Genomic DNA, 13973 nt, shown 5'->3' with positions numbered 1-13973 from the left:
AAAAGTGGAATGCTAAACTTCAACCTATGTACCGGAACTTTTTCAAAACTGCCTGGAGAAACATTATTGTCAACAAGACAAACTCCTTCATCAATATTGCCGGATTGTCGGTAGGAATGGCCATTTCGATGTTGATCGGATTATGGATCTGGAATGAATTGAGTTTCAACAAATCCTTCAGCAACTATAACAGCATTGCCCAGGTGATGCAAACTGAAACCCTGAACGGCCAGGTCAGTACGGATAAGGGCAATGTGATACCATTGGCGGCAGAGCTGCGGACAAAATACAAAGAGGATTTCACTCATGTGGTATTGTCTTCCTGGACCATGAACAGCATGGTGACTGCAGGTGAGAAAAAGATCAATACACAGGGAAATTATATGGAGAAAGATGCGCCTGCCATACTCAGTTTGCGAATGCTTGCAGGTAGTTTCAAAGGATTTGAAGAATATTCAACTGTGCTGCTGTCGAATTCTGTTGCCAAAGCACTGTATGGAAATGAAGATCCCATTGGAAAAACAATATCGATCGATGCTAACCGGAACCAGCAGGTGGTGGGTGTTTACGAAGATTTTCCTGCAAATTCCTCTTTCAGGGATGTTGCGTTCATTGCACCATTCCGCGACCTTACCACCTGGGTGAATGGCAATGAGAACAACTGGTACAATAAATCATTCCAGGTATTTGTACAGTTGGCTGCGCATGCAGACATGCAACAGGTGTCTGACAAGATCAGGAATGTTAAGCTGTCCCATATCGATGCGCAAACGGCAAAAATTGAAAGACCGGAAATGCTGCTCCATCCCATGAGCCGGTGGCATCTGTATTCAAAGTTCGAGAATGGCATCAGTGCCGGAGGGAGTATACAATATGTCTGGATGTTTGCCATTATCGGAGGATTTGTGTTGTTGCTGGCTTGTATCAATTTCATGAACCTGAGCACAGCCAGGAGCGAGAAGCGTGCAAAGGAAGTGGGGATCAGAAAAACAATTGGTTCGATGCGTTCACAACTGATCAGGCAGTTCTTCAGCGAGTCTGTGCTAATGGCAGTACTTGCTTTTGTAGTTGCCCAGATAATAGTTATCGTTGCGCTGCCATTCTTCAATGATATTTCAGGAAAACAGATCATTCTTCCATCCGGCAATCTTTATTTCTGGCTGGCAGGTATTGCTTTTACCTTGCTTACCGGCTTGCTGGCTGGTATCTATCCTGCGATCTATCTTTCTTCGTTCAGGCCGATAAAGGTTTTGAAAGGAAGTTTCAAAGCAGGCCGTTCCGCCACAACATCAAGAAGGGTTTTGGTAGTGGTCCAGTTTACTGTTTCCATTATTCTAATTATTGGAACAGTGATCGTTTTCAGGCAGATCCAGTTTGCGAGGTCCCGCCCCACCGGATATAGCAAGCAGGGGCTGATCACCATCCTGATGAAGACAATGGATTACCACAATAACTTTTCTGTAATGCGAAATGAACTGCTGCAGCAGGGAACGATCCTGGAAATGGCGGAATCCAACACGCCCGTAACCGAGAATAATCATTTCAATAATGGCTATACCTGGGAAGGGATGGACGCAAGTGTCAGCGCCAGGTTCAATACAGTGAGCGCAACAGCGGAGTATGGGAGAACAGTTGGATTTGAATTTGCAGATGGAAGGGATTTCAGCAACCAGTTTGCAACAGACTCTGCCGCCATTATCATTAATGAAGCCGCAGCTGCCTATATGGGTTTTCAAAAACCAGTGGGAAAAACCATTCAACAGTATGGTAATACATATCATATCATTGGTGTGATCAGGAATATGGTGATGGAATCACCCTATGAACCTGTGAAACCAACCATTTTCAACCTGCAATCCGAAGTGGGAGGTATTATCAATATAAGATTGAATCCTGCCAAAACTACTGCGGAATCGATCGCTTCCATTCAGGCGGCAAGTAAAAAATATGCACCGCAGGAACTTTTTGAATACAAATTCGCAGATGAGGAATTCGGGAATAAGTTTGCGGATGAAAAACGGATTGGTCAATTGGCTACCTGTTTTGCGATACTGGCCATCTTTATCTCCTGCCTTGGTATTTTTGGAATGGCATCCTTCATGGCTGAACAAAGAACTAAGGAAATAGGTGTAAGAAAAGTGCTGGGCGCATCTGTATACAGTCTCTGGCAATTATTGTCGAAGGAATTCATTGTGCTGGTATTTATTGCACTGCTCATTGCCATGCCATCGGCTTATTTCTTTACCAAAACATGGTTGCAGAATTATCATTATCAGGCTCCTGTATCCTGGTGGATATTCTTATTGGCAGGACTGGGTACATTATTGATCACTTTGGTTACAGTTAGCTTTCAGTCGCTCAGGGCTGCAATAGCCAATCCGGCCAGAAGCCTGAAATCGGAATAGTACTTTTTATTTTGAAGCGGGGATTGGCTAATCACGGATTTTAGTTGTACTTTTTGCCCGTAAACACCCTCGCCTCATGAAATTCAGGCAGCATCTGTATTGGCTGATACCTGCCATCTTGTTGACTGGAACTGCTTCCAGGGCGCAATTGCATGTTAGGGATTCTGTTCGCGTTTTCGATCTAATTGCCAAAGCAGAGGAATTCTTCTCATCTTCCGGGTACGATTCGGCTCTCCATTATTGCACTATCGCTGAAAATTACAGCAGACAAAAAAACTATAAAAAAGGAATCGCTTTTTCGATCATCGAGAGAACGGATATTCTTATGGACAAGGGAGAGCTGGATGCTGCAGCGCAACAGGCTTCCGGTTCACACGCCATCGGATTGCAATTGAAAGATTCCCTGATCATTGCAATCACAGCCATGCAAATGGCGCAGGTGAATATGTATGGAAACAAATACGATGAAGCCATTCCTTTTTTTGAGAAATGCATTCATTATTTCAGTAACCATCCTTCCCGCTATGCAGCGCTTGCATACAATGATTTCGGTTATACATACGGGATAAAAGGAGAATTGGATAAGAAGGCCAATTGTCTGATCAGGTCCATCGATATCTATGAATCGCTGGGAGAAGGCTACGATGGCGAAAAAGCAGCTGCCTATAATAATCTCGCCACAGTTTATTATGAACTGAAGCAACGCAACAAAACCATTGAATACGCAAAACGATCGCTTGCCCTCCGCGAAAAGGCCGGTGATATAGCCCGCTTGTCGCTCGGTTGTTGCAATCTCAGCCAGTTCTATCTTGGTGTGAACAACCAGGAAGCGATCAGGTACCAGCAACTTTGTGTGAAATATGCTGAACAATCAGGGGATGAATCCCGCATTCTCCATTCCTATATCACCAGCTCTCTCATTGCCAGTGAGCAGAAAGACAGCAACAAGGCGGTGGAATATGAGCTGAAAACAATCGCTTTGCTGGAAAAAAGCAAGAAAGACCCTCATATGCTTGCACGCCGATACATAGCTGCAGGCATGGCTTTCTCAAAAAAAGATTCCACACAGGCTATAGCTTATTTCAACAAGGCACAGCAACTGGCAGGCTCCCTGAACGATAAATTCAATCTGCGTGATCTCTACCTGCAACGCGCGCTCCTGTATAAACAGCACGGTAACTTTGAAGAAGCCTATAATAATTTCAATAGCCATATCCTTTACCGGGATAGCATCATAAAATCAAATACCGCATCTGCCATTGCCGGCCTGGAAGCGAAATACGAAAGTGAAAAAAAGGACAACCTTATCGCTCGCCTCAATGCAGCACAGGAGATCAAAACGCTGCAAATAGAAAAACAAAATGCATTGTTGGCAGGCAACCTGCTGGAGGCTGAGAAAAAACAAAATGAGATCGATCTGCTGTCTAAAGAAAAGGAAGTACAGGAATTAGAGATCAGCCGGCAGGATGAACAACTGGAAAAACAATTATTGCTGGCCAATTACAACCAGCAGCAACTGGAGCTGGCCGCCAAAGAAAAATTGTTGCAGGAAAAGCAATTGAAAAGTTCACGCACGGTGCGCAACCTGCTGCTGTCGGGGCTTGTGCTGCTTTCCATCATTGGATATTTTCTTTTTAACCGTTACCAGTTGAAACGGAAGATACAGGAACAGGAAGCATTATTGGCAGTGCGTAACAATATCGCCAAAGACCTGCACGATGAGATCGGGTCCACGCTTACCAGCATCAGGATCCTTTCCGAAGTTTCCGGTAAGAACCTGCAGAAAGACAATACGAAAGCTTCTGCCTTCATTCAAAAGATCACAGAACAGTCCGCCGCAGCCCAGCAGGGCATCAGCGATATCGTGTGGGCCGTGAAACCGGAAAACGATAAAATGGAAAATATGGTCGTCCGGATGAGGGAATATGCAGCCCAGACACTGGAATGCAGGAATATCCAAACTGCAATCAGTGTGGATGAAATGTTGCTGGATATCAGTCTGGACATGCAGCAGCGCCGCGACTTCTTCCTGATCTATAAAGAAGCGATCAATAATATTGCGAAATATGCGGAGGCAACGGAAGTGGAGGTGGTCATCGAAAGAAATGATCAGCAGATCAGTCTGATGGTCCGCGATAATGGAACAGGCTTCAACACTGGCATTACACGCAGCAGCAATGGCCTGCATAATATGAAAGCCCGTGCCCAGGCTTTGAATGGGGTGCTGACGATTGATTCAGCTCCGGGTGCTGGTACAAAAATAGATCTGCAGATCCCCATTACATGATCATGTAGTTGACATAAAACATAAGCTGTTTACTTTTAAAATATGGCAATTAAAGTACTGGTATACGATGACAATGAGGCGCTGCGGACCAGCATTGAAGCGTTGATAATGGCAGAAGATGATTTTTTGCTGCTGGCTGTAATGCCGAATGCTGAAACAGTGGAAACTGATGTAAAGGAGTTGCAGCCAGATGTAGTGCTGATGGACATTGATATGCCGGTAATAAATGGGGTGATGGCCGTTCAAAGGATCAGGCAGTTCAACCAGCAATTGCCTGTGATCATGCTGACTGTTTTTGATGATAATGATAATATCTTCAAAGCGATCTGCGCCGGCGCTTCCGGTTATCTCCTCAAACAAAATGCAACCAGCGAAATTCCCGGCGCTATCCGGACGGTGATGGCCGGAGGCGCACCCATGACGGGGTCCGTTGCCAGGAAAGTATTGCAGATGGTGCCCAAAGCCGTCAATACAGAACAGGAAAAAAGCAATCTTTCAGAAAAGGAAACTGCCATTCTCCAGTTATTGGTGAAGGGATTCAGTTACAAAATGATCGCCACGGAACTGCGCATCAGTATAGACACTGTTCGCTTCCATATCAAGAAGATCTACGATAAACTTCACGTCCATTCCGCTACTGAAGCGGTTTCCCGCGCTATCAGGGATAAGCTTGTGTAATTCCATTATTACAGTCTTCCGTATTGCGGCTACATGGATATGTAGTTGATTGCCTTTTGTTGTGATTGTAGGTTTGGGTTGTAGAATTATCCTTTTATAACCCGGAAAATACAATTATGAAAAAGTATTCCTCTATTCACAAAAGAAGCAGCCTGCTGTTGATGCTGATCGTGTTTTCAGCCGCTGCCATCGCACAGATTTCCATTCCTGCCAACATGCGCAAATCGATTGTCAGTAATAAGATCCCCGCGCATATCCAGCTGACCGATGCACAGATGAAGAAGATCATGATCAAGAAGATCGATCTCACTGCCAGCAGCATCAATTTTACCATTGTCAAATGCAAAGACCGCTTCAATGGCTCTGTAATTGTTGAAGGTGTGGTAAAGAATACTGGTGGACTGGCCTGGACCTCCGGCGCCAACCAGCAGTCGGCTTTGTTGTATGAAGATAATGGCGGCAGACTCCAGCTGGTGGCTTCACAGTCGTTCCAGAACCTGGCTCCCGGCGCTGTAGTCAAAGTGTCGTATACCAGAACCTGGAACAGATCATCTCCCGCTGAAGGTGAATTCCCTCCCAAATATGTACTCGTGATCGGTTTCGATCCTGATATCTATATCGATGGCAACGATAATAATGATGACAGTAATTACAGCAATAACAGGCTCACCAAATCATCTGCTGAAGTAAACAGCAACTGGATCTGCAAATAGAAAGTTCTCAACCGGAGAGGCTGTCCTGCCCAACATGACAGCCTTTTCAAAAATCTATAATCATGAAACGTTTTCTTATCCTTTCCATTCTTTTGGCAGCTGTATCTACCATACATGCACAGGTGAACCTCCCCAAAAGGGCTGAGCAAAGGGCTAAAGATAAAACCGGATACAAGGTGGATGAATCAGTGGACAAAGGGATCGACTCTGCCTTTTCAAAAACCGGAAGGGCGATCGGAAACCTGTTCAAAAAAAAGGACAAAAACAACAAGAAATCTACCACTGAGGAAGAGCAGGGGACTGGCAGAAACATCGAGGCAACGGCTGAAAGGAAGGGAAGTACAGGCACCACCAATAACAGCGGAACCGCAAAGAATGTGAACAGTGCAACGGACTTCGTACCCGGAGGAACCGTTTTGTTTGCGGACAATTTTGAGAAAGATGCAATGGGCGACTTCCCTGCACAGTGGAATACCAATGGTAGCGGGAAGATCGTTACTATTGACGGACTGGAAGGACGCTGGCTTGATGTTGTTCATAATTGCATTATTACCCCGGTATTGAATAAGCCGCTTCCTGAAAACAGTACCATCGAATTCGATCTTTTCCTCAGGTCTGAAGGAGAGCGCAGCACGCCGTTCATTCAATTCGGACTTACACAGGTGCGCGATATTTTGCGGGAGGACATGTTTTATAAAGATCGTTTTTTCATCAACCTGCACCGCTATACAGAGGAAGATGGTAAAACACTCGAGTATGGTTTGAAGAATGATGTGATCGGCAACAAAAGCAATTTCCCGCTTACATCTTATGTGAACAAAGTGCTGCATGTGGCTATCGCAGTAAACAAATCACGCATCAGGCTTTACCTGGATGATAATAAGATCATCGATCTGCCCCGCGCACTAACCGATAATATGCGATATTTTTTTCTGAACAATAATGCCGTGATCCCCGCTTCTGAAACCGGTATGTATATCAGCAATGTTCGTATCGCTTCTGCCGAAACTGATGCCCGCAGCCTGTTGATCAAACAATTGATGGAAGAAGGAAAAGCGGTGACCAATGATATCCTGTTTGATGTGAACGGCGATAAGATCAGGGCTGCATCTTTTTCCGTTATCAACCAGTTCGGCGAAGCCATGCAGAAGAACCCGTCTTTGAAAATAAAGATCACAGGCCACACGGATAATGATGGAGCGGATGCCGCTAACCTGGCTTTGTCGCAGAAAAGGGCTGCAGCCGTGAAGAACTATATCACGGAAAATTTTGCAGTGACCGGCTCCCGGATCCAGACGGATGGAAAAGGAGAATCACAGCCGGTTGCCAGCAATACCACTGCCGATGGAAAAGCAAAGAACCGCAGAGTTGAATTTCTAAAACTTTAATCCTTCAGTAATGAGAAATATTCTCCTGGTTGTACTGATCAGTTTGCTTATTGCAGAACAGGGGCTGGCGCAGGGTAGGAGAAGCAGCAGGGATAGCATTGGCGTGATCCCCTGGCGAAATGCCATTAAACAGGCTCCTGTATTGACCGGCAGATCAGAGCCGCGCAATATTGTGCCACATGAGCAACCACTCTGTTTCCCGACAGAATTCGATCTTAAAATAAATATTCCCGGGAAAATTGTGGAGCAGGCAATGTTCATCAATGCCAATACCGGCGTGATCGGTTATTTGCCGCCGCATTCCGATGGTTTGGTAAATTTTCTCTTTCCAGAACTGGCAGATTTTTCCTTTTGGGTGATGGGCCTGAAAGGGAATATGTATCATTATTCCACCAGGAAAGGGAAAAATAATATCATCGAAAAATGGGTTTCCACCGGCAATACCGAAACACATCAGTATCAAATGACGGGTAGCCATTTTACCGGCGAAGCCGATCTGCAAAGGAAGAATGTGACAGCGCCCTATTGCAATGGCAGTCTAACGGCAATGGCCTATCGCTTCAGTAACGCCCCCAATATGACCTGGTACCTGTACGGGGACCGCTTTCCTGAGAAATTACACCCCAGGAAATTCCTCGGGAATTTTGGAGTGGGCTATTTGCAGACAGATGAGGGACTGTACATTATTACAGAATTCAGGACTTCCTCCTATACCTGCCGGGTAACCGATATTCAGGTCACCAATACCTGCCTGCATACCACTGAATTCAAATTAATGGAAAATGAATTTATCCAAAAGCAGACAGAAGCGGTTCAGAAACAAAAGCAAAAGCTGGAAAGGGATGCTGCGGGTGTCAGCGGTAACTGTTCCAATGAGCAATCTGCACTGATCGGTTTCAAGCAGGAACTGGCCAGAAAACGGGAAGAAGCGCTGAGGCAGGCGAAGACCGGAAATACTTACCAGGATGTGAATGTACAGCGAAGCCTTCAGGCAATGATGGATCCCCTGACCACGGTTCAGGAAGGGATCCTGTCTACCAAACTGAGTATTTGCAGGGCGATGCATTCCAATAGTTCCAAAAGGGAAGAGAAATTGAATTGCCTGACCAACCAGCTGAGTGAGCTGACGCAACTGGAAGTGCAGATGAAAGCGCTGGATGCACGATACGTAAATGAGCCGGGAAAGGCGTATGCTGAGAAAAGCAAGTTGTATCTGCAGAAAAAGCCGATGAAATGCGGATGAGAAAAGAATTAGTATGTTCAGAAGGATTGACGTAAAGTCAATCCTTTTTGTAAGCTATGATAAATGCTCTTAACCATTCCCTATCAACACTTCATACAACTCATAATTTTCCCTGTCAAAACAAACAAAGATCACTTTCTCAATTCCATTATTCTCTTTCAAAAAATCTTTTACGGTTTTCACCGCAATCTCCGCAGCCTTGGCTTTCGGGAAATGATAGATACCCGTACTGATATTCGGAAATGCAATGCTCTTTATTCCATTTTCCATTGCCAGCTTCAAACTGTTCAGGTAAGCCGAAGCCAATAACACTTCTTCATTATTTTTTCCGCCATTCCAGACGGGCCCAACGGTATGGATCACAAATTTAGCAGGTAAATTTCCGCCAGTTGTAATCACCGCCCCGCCAGTTTTACAATTGCCTTGTTTGTTCCTGATACGGATACAGGCTTCCAGAATAGCAGGACCGCCGGCGCGATGAATGGCGCCATCCACACCACCACCGCCCAGCAACGAAGAATTGGCTGCATTCACTATGGCGTCTGCATGTATTTTCGTGATATCTCCTTGGTTCAGTTCAAGCATTGGACAATCAAATTGTAACGCAATCTATACAACTTTCCCCCTGCCAGCTCAGCCCCAATCCCCGCTTTAACAGTTTCAAAGACTTTTTTTCTATAAATTCGCGGGCCGGGATTATGATACCAATTAGTGAATTTTTATCATATTTTAATTGCCGACAGGCTTCCATCCGCACCCTGATACTCTCAATGGGGCTGCTTTTGGTACTGTTCAGCAGTTTCGTTACCCCCAGGGTACAACAGCAGCAGCATGTGAAAGCAGGCTGGCTGCTCCCCAGCACCACCGGTATGGAAAGGCTGGCCGAGTTCAAGGATGCCAGTGGTCCCAATTCCGATCTTCACCTTTCAATAAGAAAACAGACCAAGGTAAAATGTGTAAAAAAGCTGCAGCCAGGTTCCGAGGTTGCGGAAAAGTCTGTTGAAACTTTACATATTTCAAGTTCTCCATCGGCAGGTTTCGATACTGTGAAAAGACCTGCTTATTACGTTTTCCTCTTCAGGTATACTCTTTTTTGATCCCTCATTTCATACGGATGTTTTCCGTTTACCGACCTCCTGTTGGAGGCCCGAAATTCTCGTTTTCCATTTTCATCCCAATCGAAAAATTAACAGTATGAAATGTCCGAATTGCAATGAGACCCTGCTCATGACCGAAAGGAACAATATCGAGATCGATTATTGCCCTTCCTGCCGTGGCATCTGGCTCGATAAAGGGGAGCTCGACAAAATGCTGGAATACGCTGAACAGAAGTACAGGTCCTCCGAACAGGGGCAGGAACAGCAGCAGCAACAACACCAGCAGTATCAACAGCCTTATAAGAAATACGATAACGATCATTACAAAGACCATCATAAACACAATCCTTATCAAAAACCCTACAAAAAGAAAGGTTTCCTCGGAGATCTCTTCGATTTTGATTAGGCATTCTTAAACCCATTGGATAATTAAAAAGATAGAAAATGCAGGCATTGCTGGATTTGTTTCACAATCTCACAGACGCTAAGTGGATCATGGCCCATGGTGGCCTTTATATTGTAGTGTTTATTGTTTTTGCTGAAACCGGACTATTTGCCGGGTTCTTTCTCCCCGGAGATTCCCTGCTGTTCATCGCCGGAATGATCATTGCCCAATCAGTAAGTCCCGATGTGGCTCCCGCACTGAGCCTGCTTTATTGGGTAACCCTGATCTCGGCATCAGCCATCATCGGAAACTATGTTGGCTACTGGTTCGGCAAAAAGTCGGGTGAAGTATTGATGAAACGAAAAGACAGTTGGCTGTTCAAAAAGAAGTATCTTATACAGGCAAAGGACTTTTACGAAAAGAAAGGCGGGGGGGCGATAATGATTGCACGCTTCCTGCCCGTGGTCCGTACCTTTGCCCCCATAGTGGCCGGAATGGTGAACATGGACCGCAAGAAGTTCACGCTGTACAATATCCTCGGCGCCGTTGCATGGGCCGGAAGTATTGTAACTGCAGGTTTCCTGCTCGGTAACTATGACTGGGTAAAAAATAACCTCGACAAAATCATCATCGGTATCGTGGTTGTAACCACCGCCCCGGTGCTGATCAAAATGATCGCCAGCCGAAAGAAAAAAGAACCCCTCCCGGCCGATCAATTAAACTCTTAAAAAAATGACCGAATTTATTATGCCGGATTTTGGAGATCCGGCGGTATGGATCAGCTTACTCACACTCTGTTTCCTGGAAATAGTCCTGGGGATCGATAATATCATTTTCATTTCCATCGTTGCAGGTAAACTACCGGCAGCGCAACAGCGAAAAGCCCGCAACACTGGCCTTCTGCTCGCCATGGTGTTCCGTGTACTTTTGCTGCTCTGCATCAACTGGATCATCGGGCTCAAAGACCCGGTATTCACCCTGCCGCATGTAAAGAACCTCACGGATGGCCCCATCGGCCTTAGCTGGAAGGATCTCATCCTCATTGCAGGCGGTATCTTCCTCATCGTCAAAAGCACCCTGGAAATTCACCACAAACTGGTGAAGAAAGAAGAACAGAAAACCGGATCCGCAAAAATCGGAACTTCTGTTGCGTCCGTACTCGGCCAGATCATCCTGGTGGATGCAGTGTTCTCTTTCGACTCCATTCTCACTGCGGTTGGACTGGTAGAGAATGTGATCATCATGATCATTGCCGTGATGGTGTCCATTGGCGTTATGATGCTGTTTGCAGGACCTGTTACCCGCATCATCAACAAACAACCCACCCTCCAGATGCTGGCACTCAGCTTCCTGGTTGTGATCGGCGTTGTACTGGTGGCAAGCGGATTCCATCAGGAAGTGAGCAAGAGCATCATCTACTCCTGCCTCTTCTTCTCACTGGCGGTGGAAATGCTGAACATCAAACTGCGTGGCAGAGAACCCAAAGTGAAACTGAACGATTCAGACAGACCAATGATCAATTAGGCCTGCCTGATAAGTTCCATAATAAAAAAGTCCCTGTATTTCGCAGGGACTTTTTTATTTCTAGGCTGGCACTTTTCTTTCGTCTTCACGTTCCCATACACGGTGTTGGGACACGGCAGTTATGAATTCTTGTTCAAGTTGTGGCCGGTTGCTATTCACGATGATACCTGCTTCAACAGGCGTATCAGCCGTTACAACTTCCGGGAATTTTCTACCAAATCGTGTTGCTCTTAACACCTGCATTGCATCCGGGTCTGCGGCAATCACTTTACAATGACGGTATGCCTCATCCAGGAAATGCACTGCATCTGCGTCTGCTTCCAGGAAAGCAACACTGTTGGCGCCTCCCGGCACAAATACTGCGTCGTAAAAAACAGAAGCGGTAGTCAGCAGGCTTTTATCGGCCACCAGTTGGGCATCACCGGAACTCTCCACCAAACCAAACCTTGGTGCTATCAATTCTCCAACGGCTCCTTCATTACTCAACGCGGATAGCATACTTTCCACGGATGCATTATCTACGCCATCTGCCACCAGGATAGCGATCTTCCTGCCTTTGATGGAATCCTTTAAGGTATTGGCCATGCTCAGTGCGGCTGATGCTTTCAGTGAAGGTTCTTTGATAACGGGTTGAAAATCCTCCGGCTTACCATCAGCAGGAATACTCTGGTTGAGCGGCTCCGCAATATCTTTATCGGAAGGAACATGTAAACCCAGGTTCCAGGCCACTTTGGCGGCCAGGCCTTTGTCCACTTTTGCAAGAATGCGCAGCATCCTTTGTCGAATGGCAACCGTTTCCACTTTGCCCAATTCAAATGAAAAAGCATCAATCATATGGGCCTTCTCAGGATTGGACTGGCTATTGTAGAATAGCTTCGCCTGGCTGAAATGATCAAAGAAGCTTGAACTGCGCTGACGTACTTTGTGAGCGTCTATTTTTTCTGAAAAAGAAGTGAATCCTCCTTCCGTCATTTTCGCCTGGAATGGGCAACCGCCTCCCAGTGAGTTGGGATTATAGCTAACACGTCCTTTATTGATCTGCTGCCGCATGAAGCCATCACGCTGGTTATTGTGAATGGGGACGATGGGCCTGTTGATGGGGATCTCATGGAAATTGGGACCTCCCAGCCGGATCAGTTGCGTATCTGTATACGAGAAAAGCCTGCCCTGCAAAAGCGGATCATTGGTGAAATCGATGCCAGGCACTACATGCCCGATATGGAATGCCACCTGTTCTGTTTCTGCAAAAAAGTTATCGGGGTTCCTGTTCAATGTAAGCTTACCGATGCGTTGAACGGGTACTAATTCTTCAGGTATCAACTTCGTGGGATCGAGCAGATCGAAATCGAAATTGTGTTCATCTTTCTCCGGAATGATCTGCACCCCCAGTTCATATTCGGGATATATTCCTTTTTCGATAGACTCCCAGAGATCGCGGCGATGGAAATCCGGATCTTTGCCGGAAATCTTCTGCGCTTCGTCCCAGGCCACGGAATGTACACCCAGTAAAGGTTTCCAGTGGAACTTCACAAAATGGGATTCATTCTGATCGTTCACGAACCGGAAAGTATGTACACCAAATCCTTCCATCATCCGGTAACTGCGTGGAATAGCGCGGTCGCTCATCAGCCACATGATCATATGTGTGGACTCCGGCATAAGAGCAATGAAATCCCAGAAAGTATCATGCGCTGAAGCTGCCTGCGGCATTTCGTTGTGAGGTTCAGGTTTTACGGCATGTACTACATCGGGAAATTTATGTGCGTCCTGGATAAAGAATACGGGCATATTGTTTCCTACAAGATCGAAGTTACCCTGTTGTGTATAGAATTTCACAGCAAAGCCACGCACATCCCGGGCCAGGTCGGTGGAGCCTCGAGAGCCGGCAACAGTGGAAAAACGTACAAACACGGGAGTTTGCTGTCCGGTCGTTTGCAGGAAGTCTGCTTTCGTGTATCGCCTCATGGATTCATACAATTCAAAAATGCCATGTGCGCCCGATCCACGTGCATGCACGATGCGTTCAGGAATGCGCTCATGGTCGAAGTGTGTCATCTTTTCACGGAAGATGAAATCTTCCATGAGTGTAGGACCGCGGTCACCAGCTTTGAGCGAGTTCTGATCATCGTTGATCTTCACCCCCTGGTTGGTGGTCATCATTTGACCGGTACTGTCTTCTGTGTGCGGCTGAAGATTTACTGTTTTTGGATTGCTGTTCTCCTTTGATGAAGGGTTGACTTTCTTTTTTGCCAT

At 46.0% G+C, this 13973-nt stretch carries 12 protein-coding genes; 10 read left to right on the top strand and 2 right to left on the bottom strand.

Features of this window, described 5'->3' with window-relative positions; all coding sequences use genetic code 11:
- The first annotated feature begins 26 nt into the window (after window positions 1–26).
- The 6 genes from FSB84_RS27425 (at window position 27) to FSB84_RS27400 (ending at window position 8714) form a co-directional block, all read left to right on the top strand.
- On the top strand, window positions 27–2405 hold the full coding sequence (locus FSB84_RS27425; protein ID WP_130544168.1) for an ABC transporter permease: 2379 nt from the start codon (window positions 27–29) through the stop codon (window positions 2403–2405).
- 76 nt (window positions 2406–2481) lie between these two features.
- On the top strand, window positions 2482–4692 hold the full coding sequence (locus FSB84_RS27420) for an ATP-binding protein (RefSeq protein ID WP_130544167.1): 2211 nt from the start codon (window positions 2482–2484) through the stop codon (window positions 4690–4692).
- Window positions 4693–4734: 42 nt separating this feature from the next.
- Window positions 4735–5370, top strand: coding sequence for a response regulator transcription factor (locus FSB84_RS27415; RefSeq protein ID WP_130544166.1), 636 nt, complete (start codon window positions 4735–4737; stop codon window positions 5368–5370).
- A gap of 116 nt (window positions 5371–5486) precedes the next feature.
- Window positions 5487–6083 (top strand): hypothetical protein, encoded by a 597-nt coding sequence (locus tag FSB84_RS27410; RefSeq protein ID WP_130544165.1) that lies wholly within the window; start codon window positions 5487–5489, stop codon window positions 6081–6083.
- A gap of 62 nt (window positions 6084–6145) precedes the next feature.
- Window positions 6146–7471, top strand: a complete 1326-nt coding sequence (locus tag FSB84_RS27405; RefSeq protein ID WP_130544164.1) for an OmpA family protein — start codon at window positions 6146–6148, stop codon at window positions 7469–7471.
- A 10-nt stretch (window positions 7472–7481) separates the two neighbouring features.
- Window positions 7482–8714 carry a hypothetical protein gene (locus FSB84_RS27400; protein WP_130544163.1) on the top strand — a complete coding sequence of 411 codons (1233 nt, stop codon included), beginning with the start codon at window positions 7482–7484 and terminating at the stop codon, window positions 8712–8714.
- A 69-nt stretch (window positions 8715–8783) separates the two neighbouring features.
- Here the strand turns inward: FSB84_RS27400 and FSB84_RS27395 are convergent, their stop codons facing one another.
- Entirely contained in the window at window positions 8784–9299 is a 516-nt protein-coding gene (locus tag FSB84_RS27395) for an O-acetyl-ADP-ribose deacetylase (RefSeq protein ID WP_130544162.1), read from the bottom strand.
- A gap of 185 nt (window positions 9300–9484) precedes the next feature.
- Here FSB84_RS27395 and FSB84_RS27390 point away from each other — a divergent pair, with 185 nt between their 5' ends.
- From FSB84_RS27390 to FSB84_RS27375, 4 genes are all read left to right on the top strand, one after another.
- Window positions 9485–9811: a hypothetical protein gene (locus FSB84_RS27390; RefSeq protein WP_130544161.1), complete on the top strand. Its 327-nt coding sequence runs from the start codon at window positions 9485–9487 to the stop codon at window positions 9809–9811.
- A 97-nt stretch (window positions 9812–9908) separates the two neighbouring features.
- Window positions 9909–10217 (top strand): TFIIB-type zinc ribbon-containing protein, encoded by a 309-nt coding sequence (locus FSB84_RS27385; protein ID WP_130544160.1) that lies wholly within the window; start codon window positions 9909–9911, stop codon window positions 10215–10217.
- A 38-nt stretch (window positions 10218–10255) separates the two neighbouring features.
- The gene (locus FSB84_RS27380) at window positions 10256–10924 is read left to right on the top strand and encodes a DedA family protein (protein WP_127132520.1); all 669 of its coding nucleotides are present in this window, start codon (window positions 10256–10258) and stop codon (window positions 10922–10924) included.
- A 4-nt stretch (window positions 10925–10928) separates the two neighbouring features.
- Window positions 10929–11720, top strand: coding sequence for a TerC family protein (locus FSB84_RS27375; RefSeq protein WP_130544159.1), 792 nt, complete (start codon window positions 10929–10931; stop codon window positions 11718–11720).
- Window positions 11721–11780: 60 nt separating this feature from the next.
- On the opposite strand, the gene FSB84_RS27370 is transcribed toward FSB84_RS27375, so the two are convergent.
- Window positions 11781–13973: a catalase gene (locus FSB84_RS27370; protein WP_130544158.1), complete on the bottom strand. Its 2193-nt coding sequence runs from the start codon at window positions 13971–13973 to the stop codon at window positions 11781–11783.

Source organism: Pseudobacter ginsenosidimutans (assembly GCF_007970185.1).
Lineage (GTDB): Bacteria > Bacteroidota > Bacteroidia > Chitinophagales > Chitinophagaceae > Pseudobacter > Pseudobacter ginsenosidimutans.
The sequence above is the reverse complement of the archived record's forward strand: the minus strand, read 5'-3'. Positions and strand labels throughout refer to the sequence as shown.

Bases quoted from the DNA above. Each gene is read 5' to 3' on its own strand.
- FSB84_RS27425 (WP_130544168.1), top strand. From the start codon at position 27: ATGTACCGGAACTTTTTCAAAACTGCCTGGAGAAACATTATTGTCAAC.
- FSB84_RS27420 (WP_130544167.1), top strand. From the start codon at position 2,482: ATGAAATTCAGGCAGCATCTGTATTGGCTGATACCTGCCATCTTGTTG.
- FSB84_RS27415 (WP_130544166.1), top strand. From the start codon at position 4,735: ATGGCAATTAAAGTACTGGTATACGATGACAATGAGGCGCTGCGGACC.
- FSB84_RS27410 (WP_130544165.1), top strand. From the start codon at position 5,487: ATGAAAAAGTATTCCTCTATTCACAAAAGAAGCAGCCTGCTGTTGATG.
- FSB84_RS27405 (WP_130544164.1), top strand. From the start codon at position 6,146: ATGAAACGTTTTCTTATCCTTTCCATTCTTTTGGCAGCTGTATCTACC.
- FSB84_RS27400 (WP_130544163.1), top strand. From the start codon at position 7,482: ATGAGAAATATTCTCCTGGTTGTACTGATCAGTTTGCTTATTGCAGAA.
- FSB84_RS27395 (WP_130544162.1), bottom strand. From the start codon at position 9,299: ATGCTTGAACTGAACCAAGGAGATATCACGAAAATACATGCAGACGCC.
- FSB84_RS27390 (WP_130544161.1), top strand. From the start codon at position 9,485: ATGGGGCTGCTTTTGGTACTGTTCAGCAGTTTCGTTACCCCCAGGGTA.
- FSB84_RS27385 (WP_130544160.1), top strand. From the start codon at position 9,909: ATGAAATGTCCGAATTGCAATGAGACCCTGCTCATGACCGAAAGGAAC.
- FSB84_RS27380 (WP_127132520.1), top strand. From the start codon at position 10,256: ATGCAGGCATTGCTGGATTTGTTTCACAATCTCACAGACGCTAAGTGG.
- FSB84_RS27375 (WP_130544159.1), top strand. From the start codon at position 10,929: ATGACCGAATTTATTATGCCGGATTTTGGAGATCCGGCGGTATGGATC.
- FSB84_RS27370 (WP_130544158.1), bottom strand. From the start codon at position 13,973: ATGGCAAAAAAGAAAGTCAACCCTTCATCAAAGGAGAACAGCAATCCA.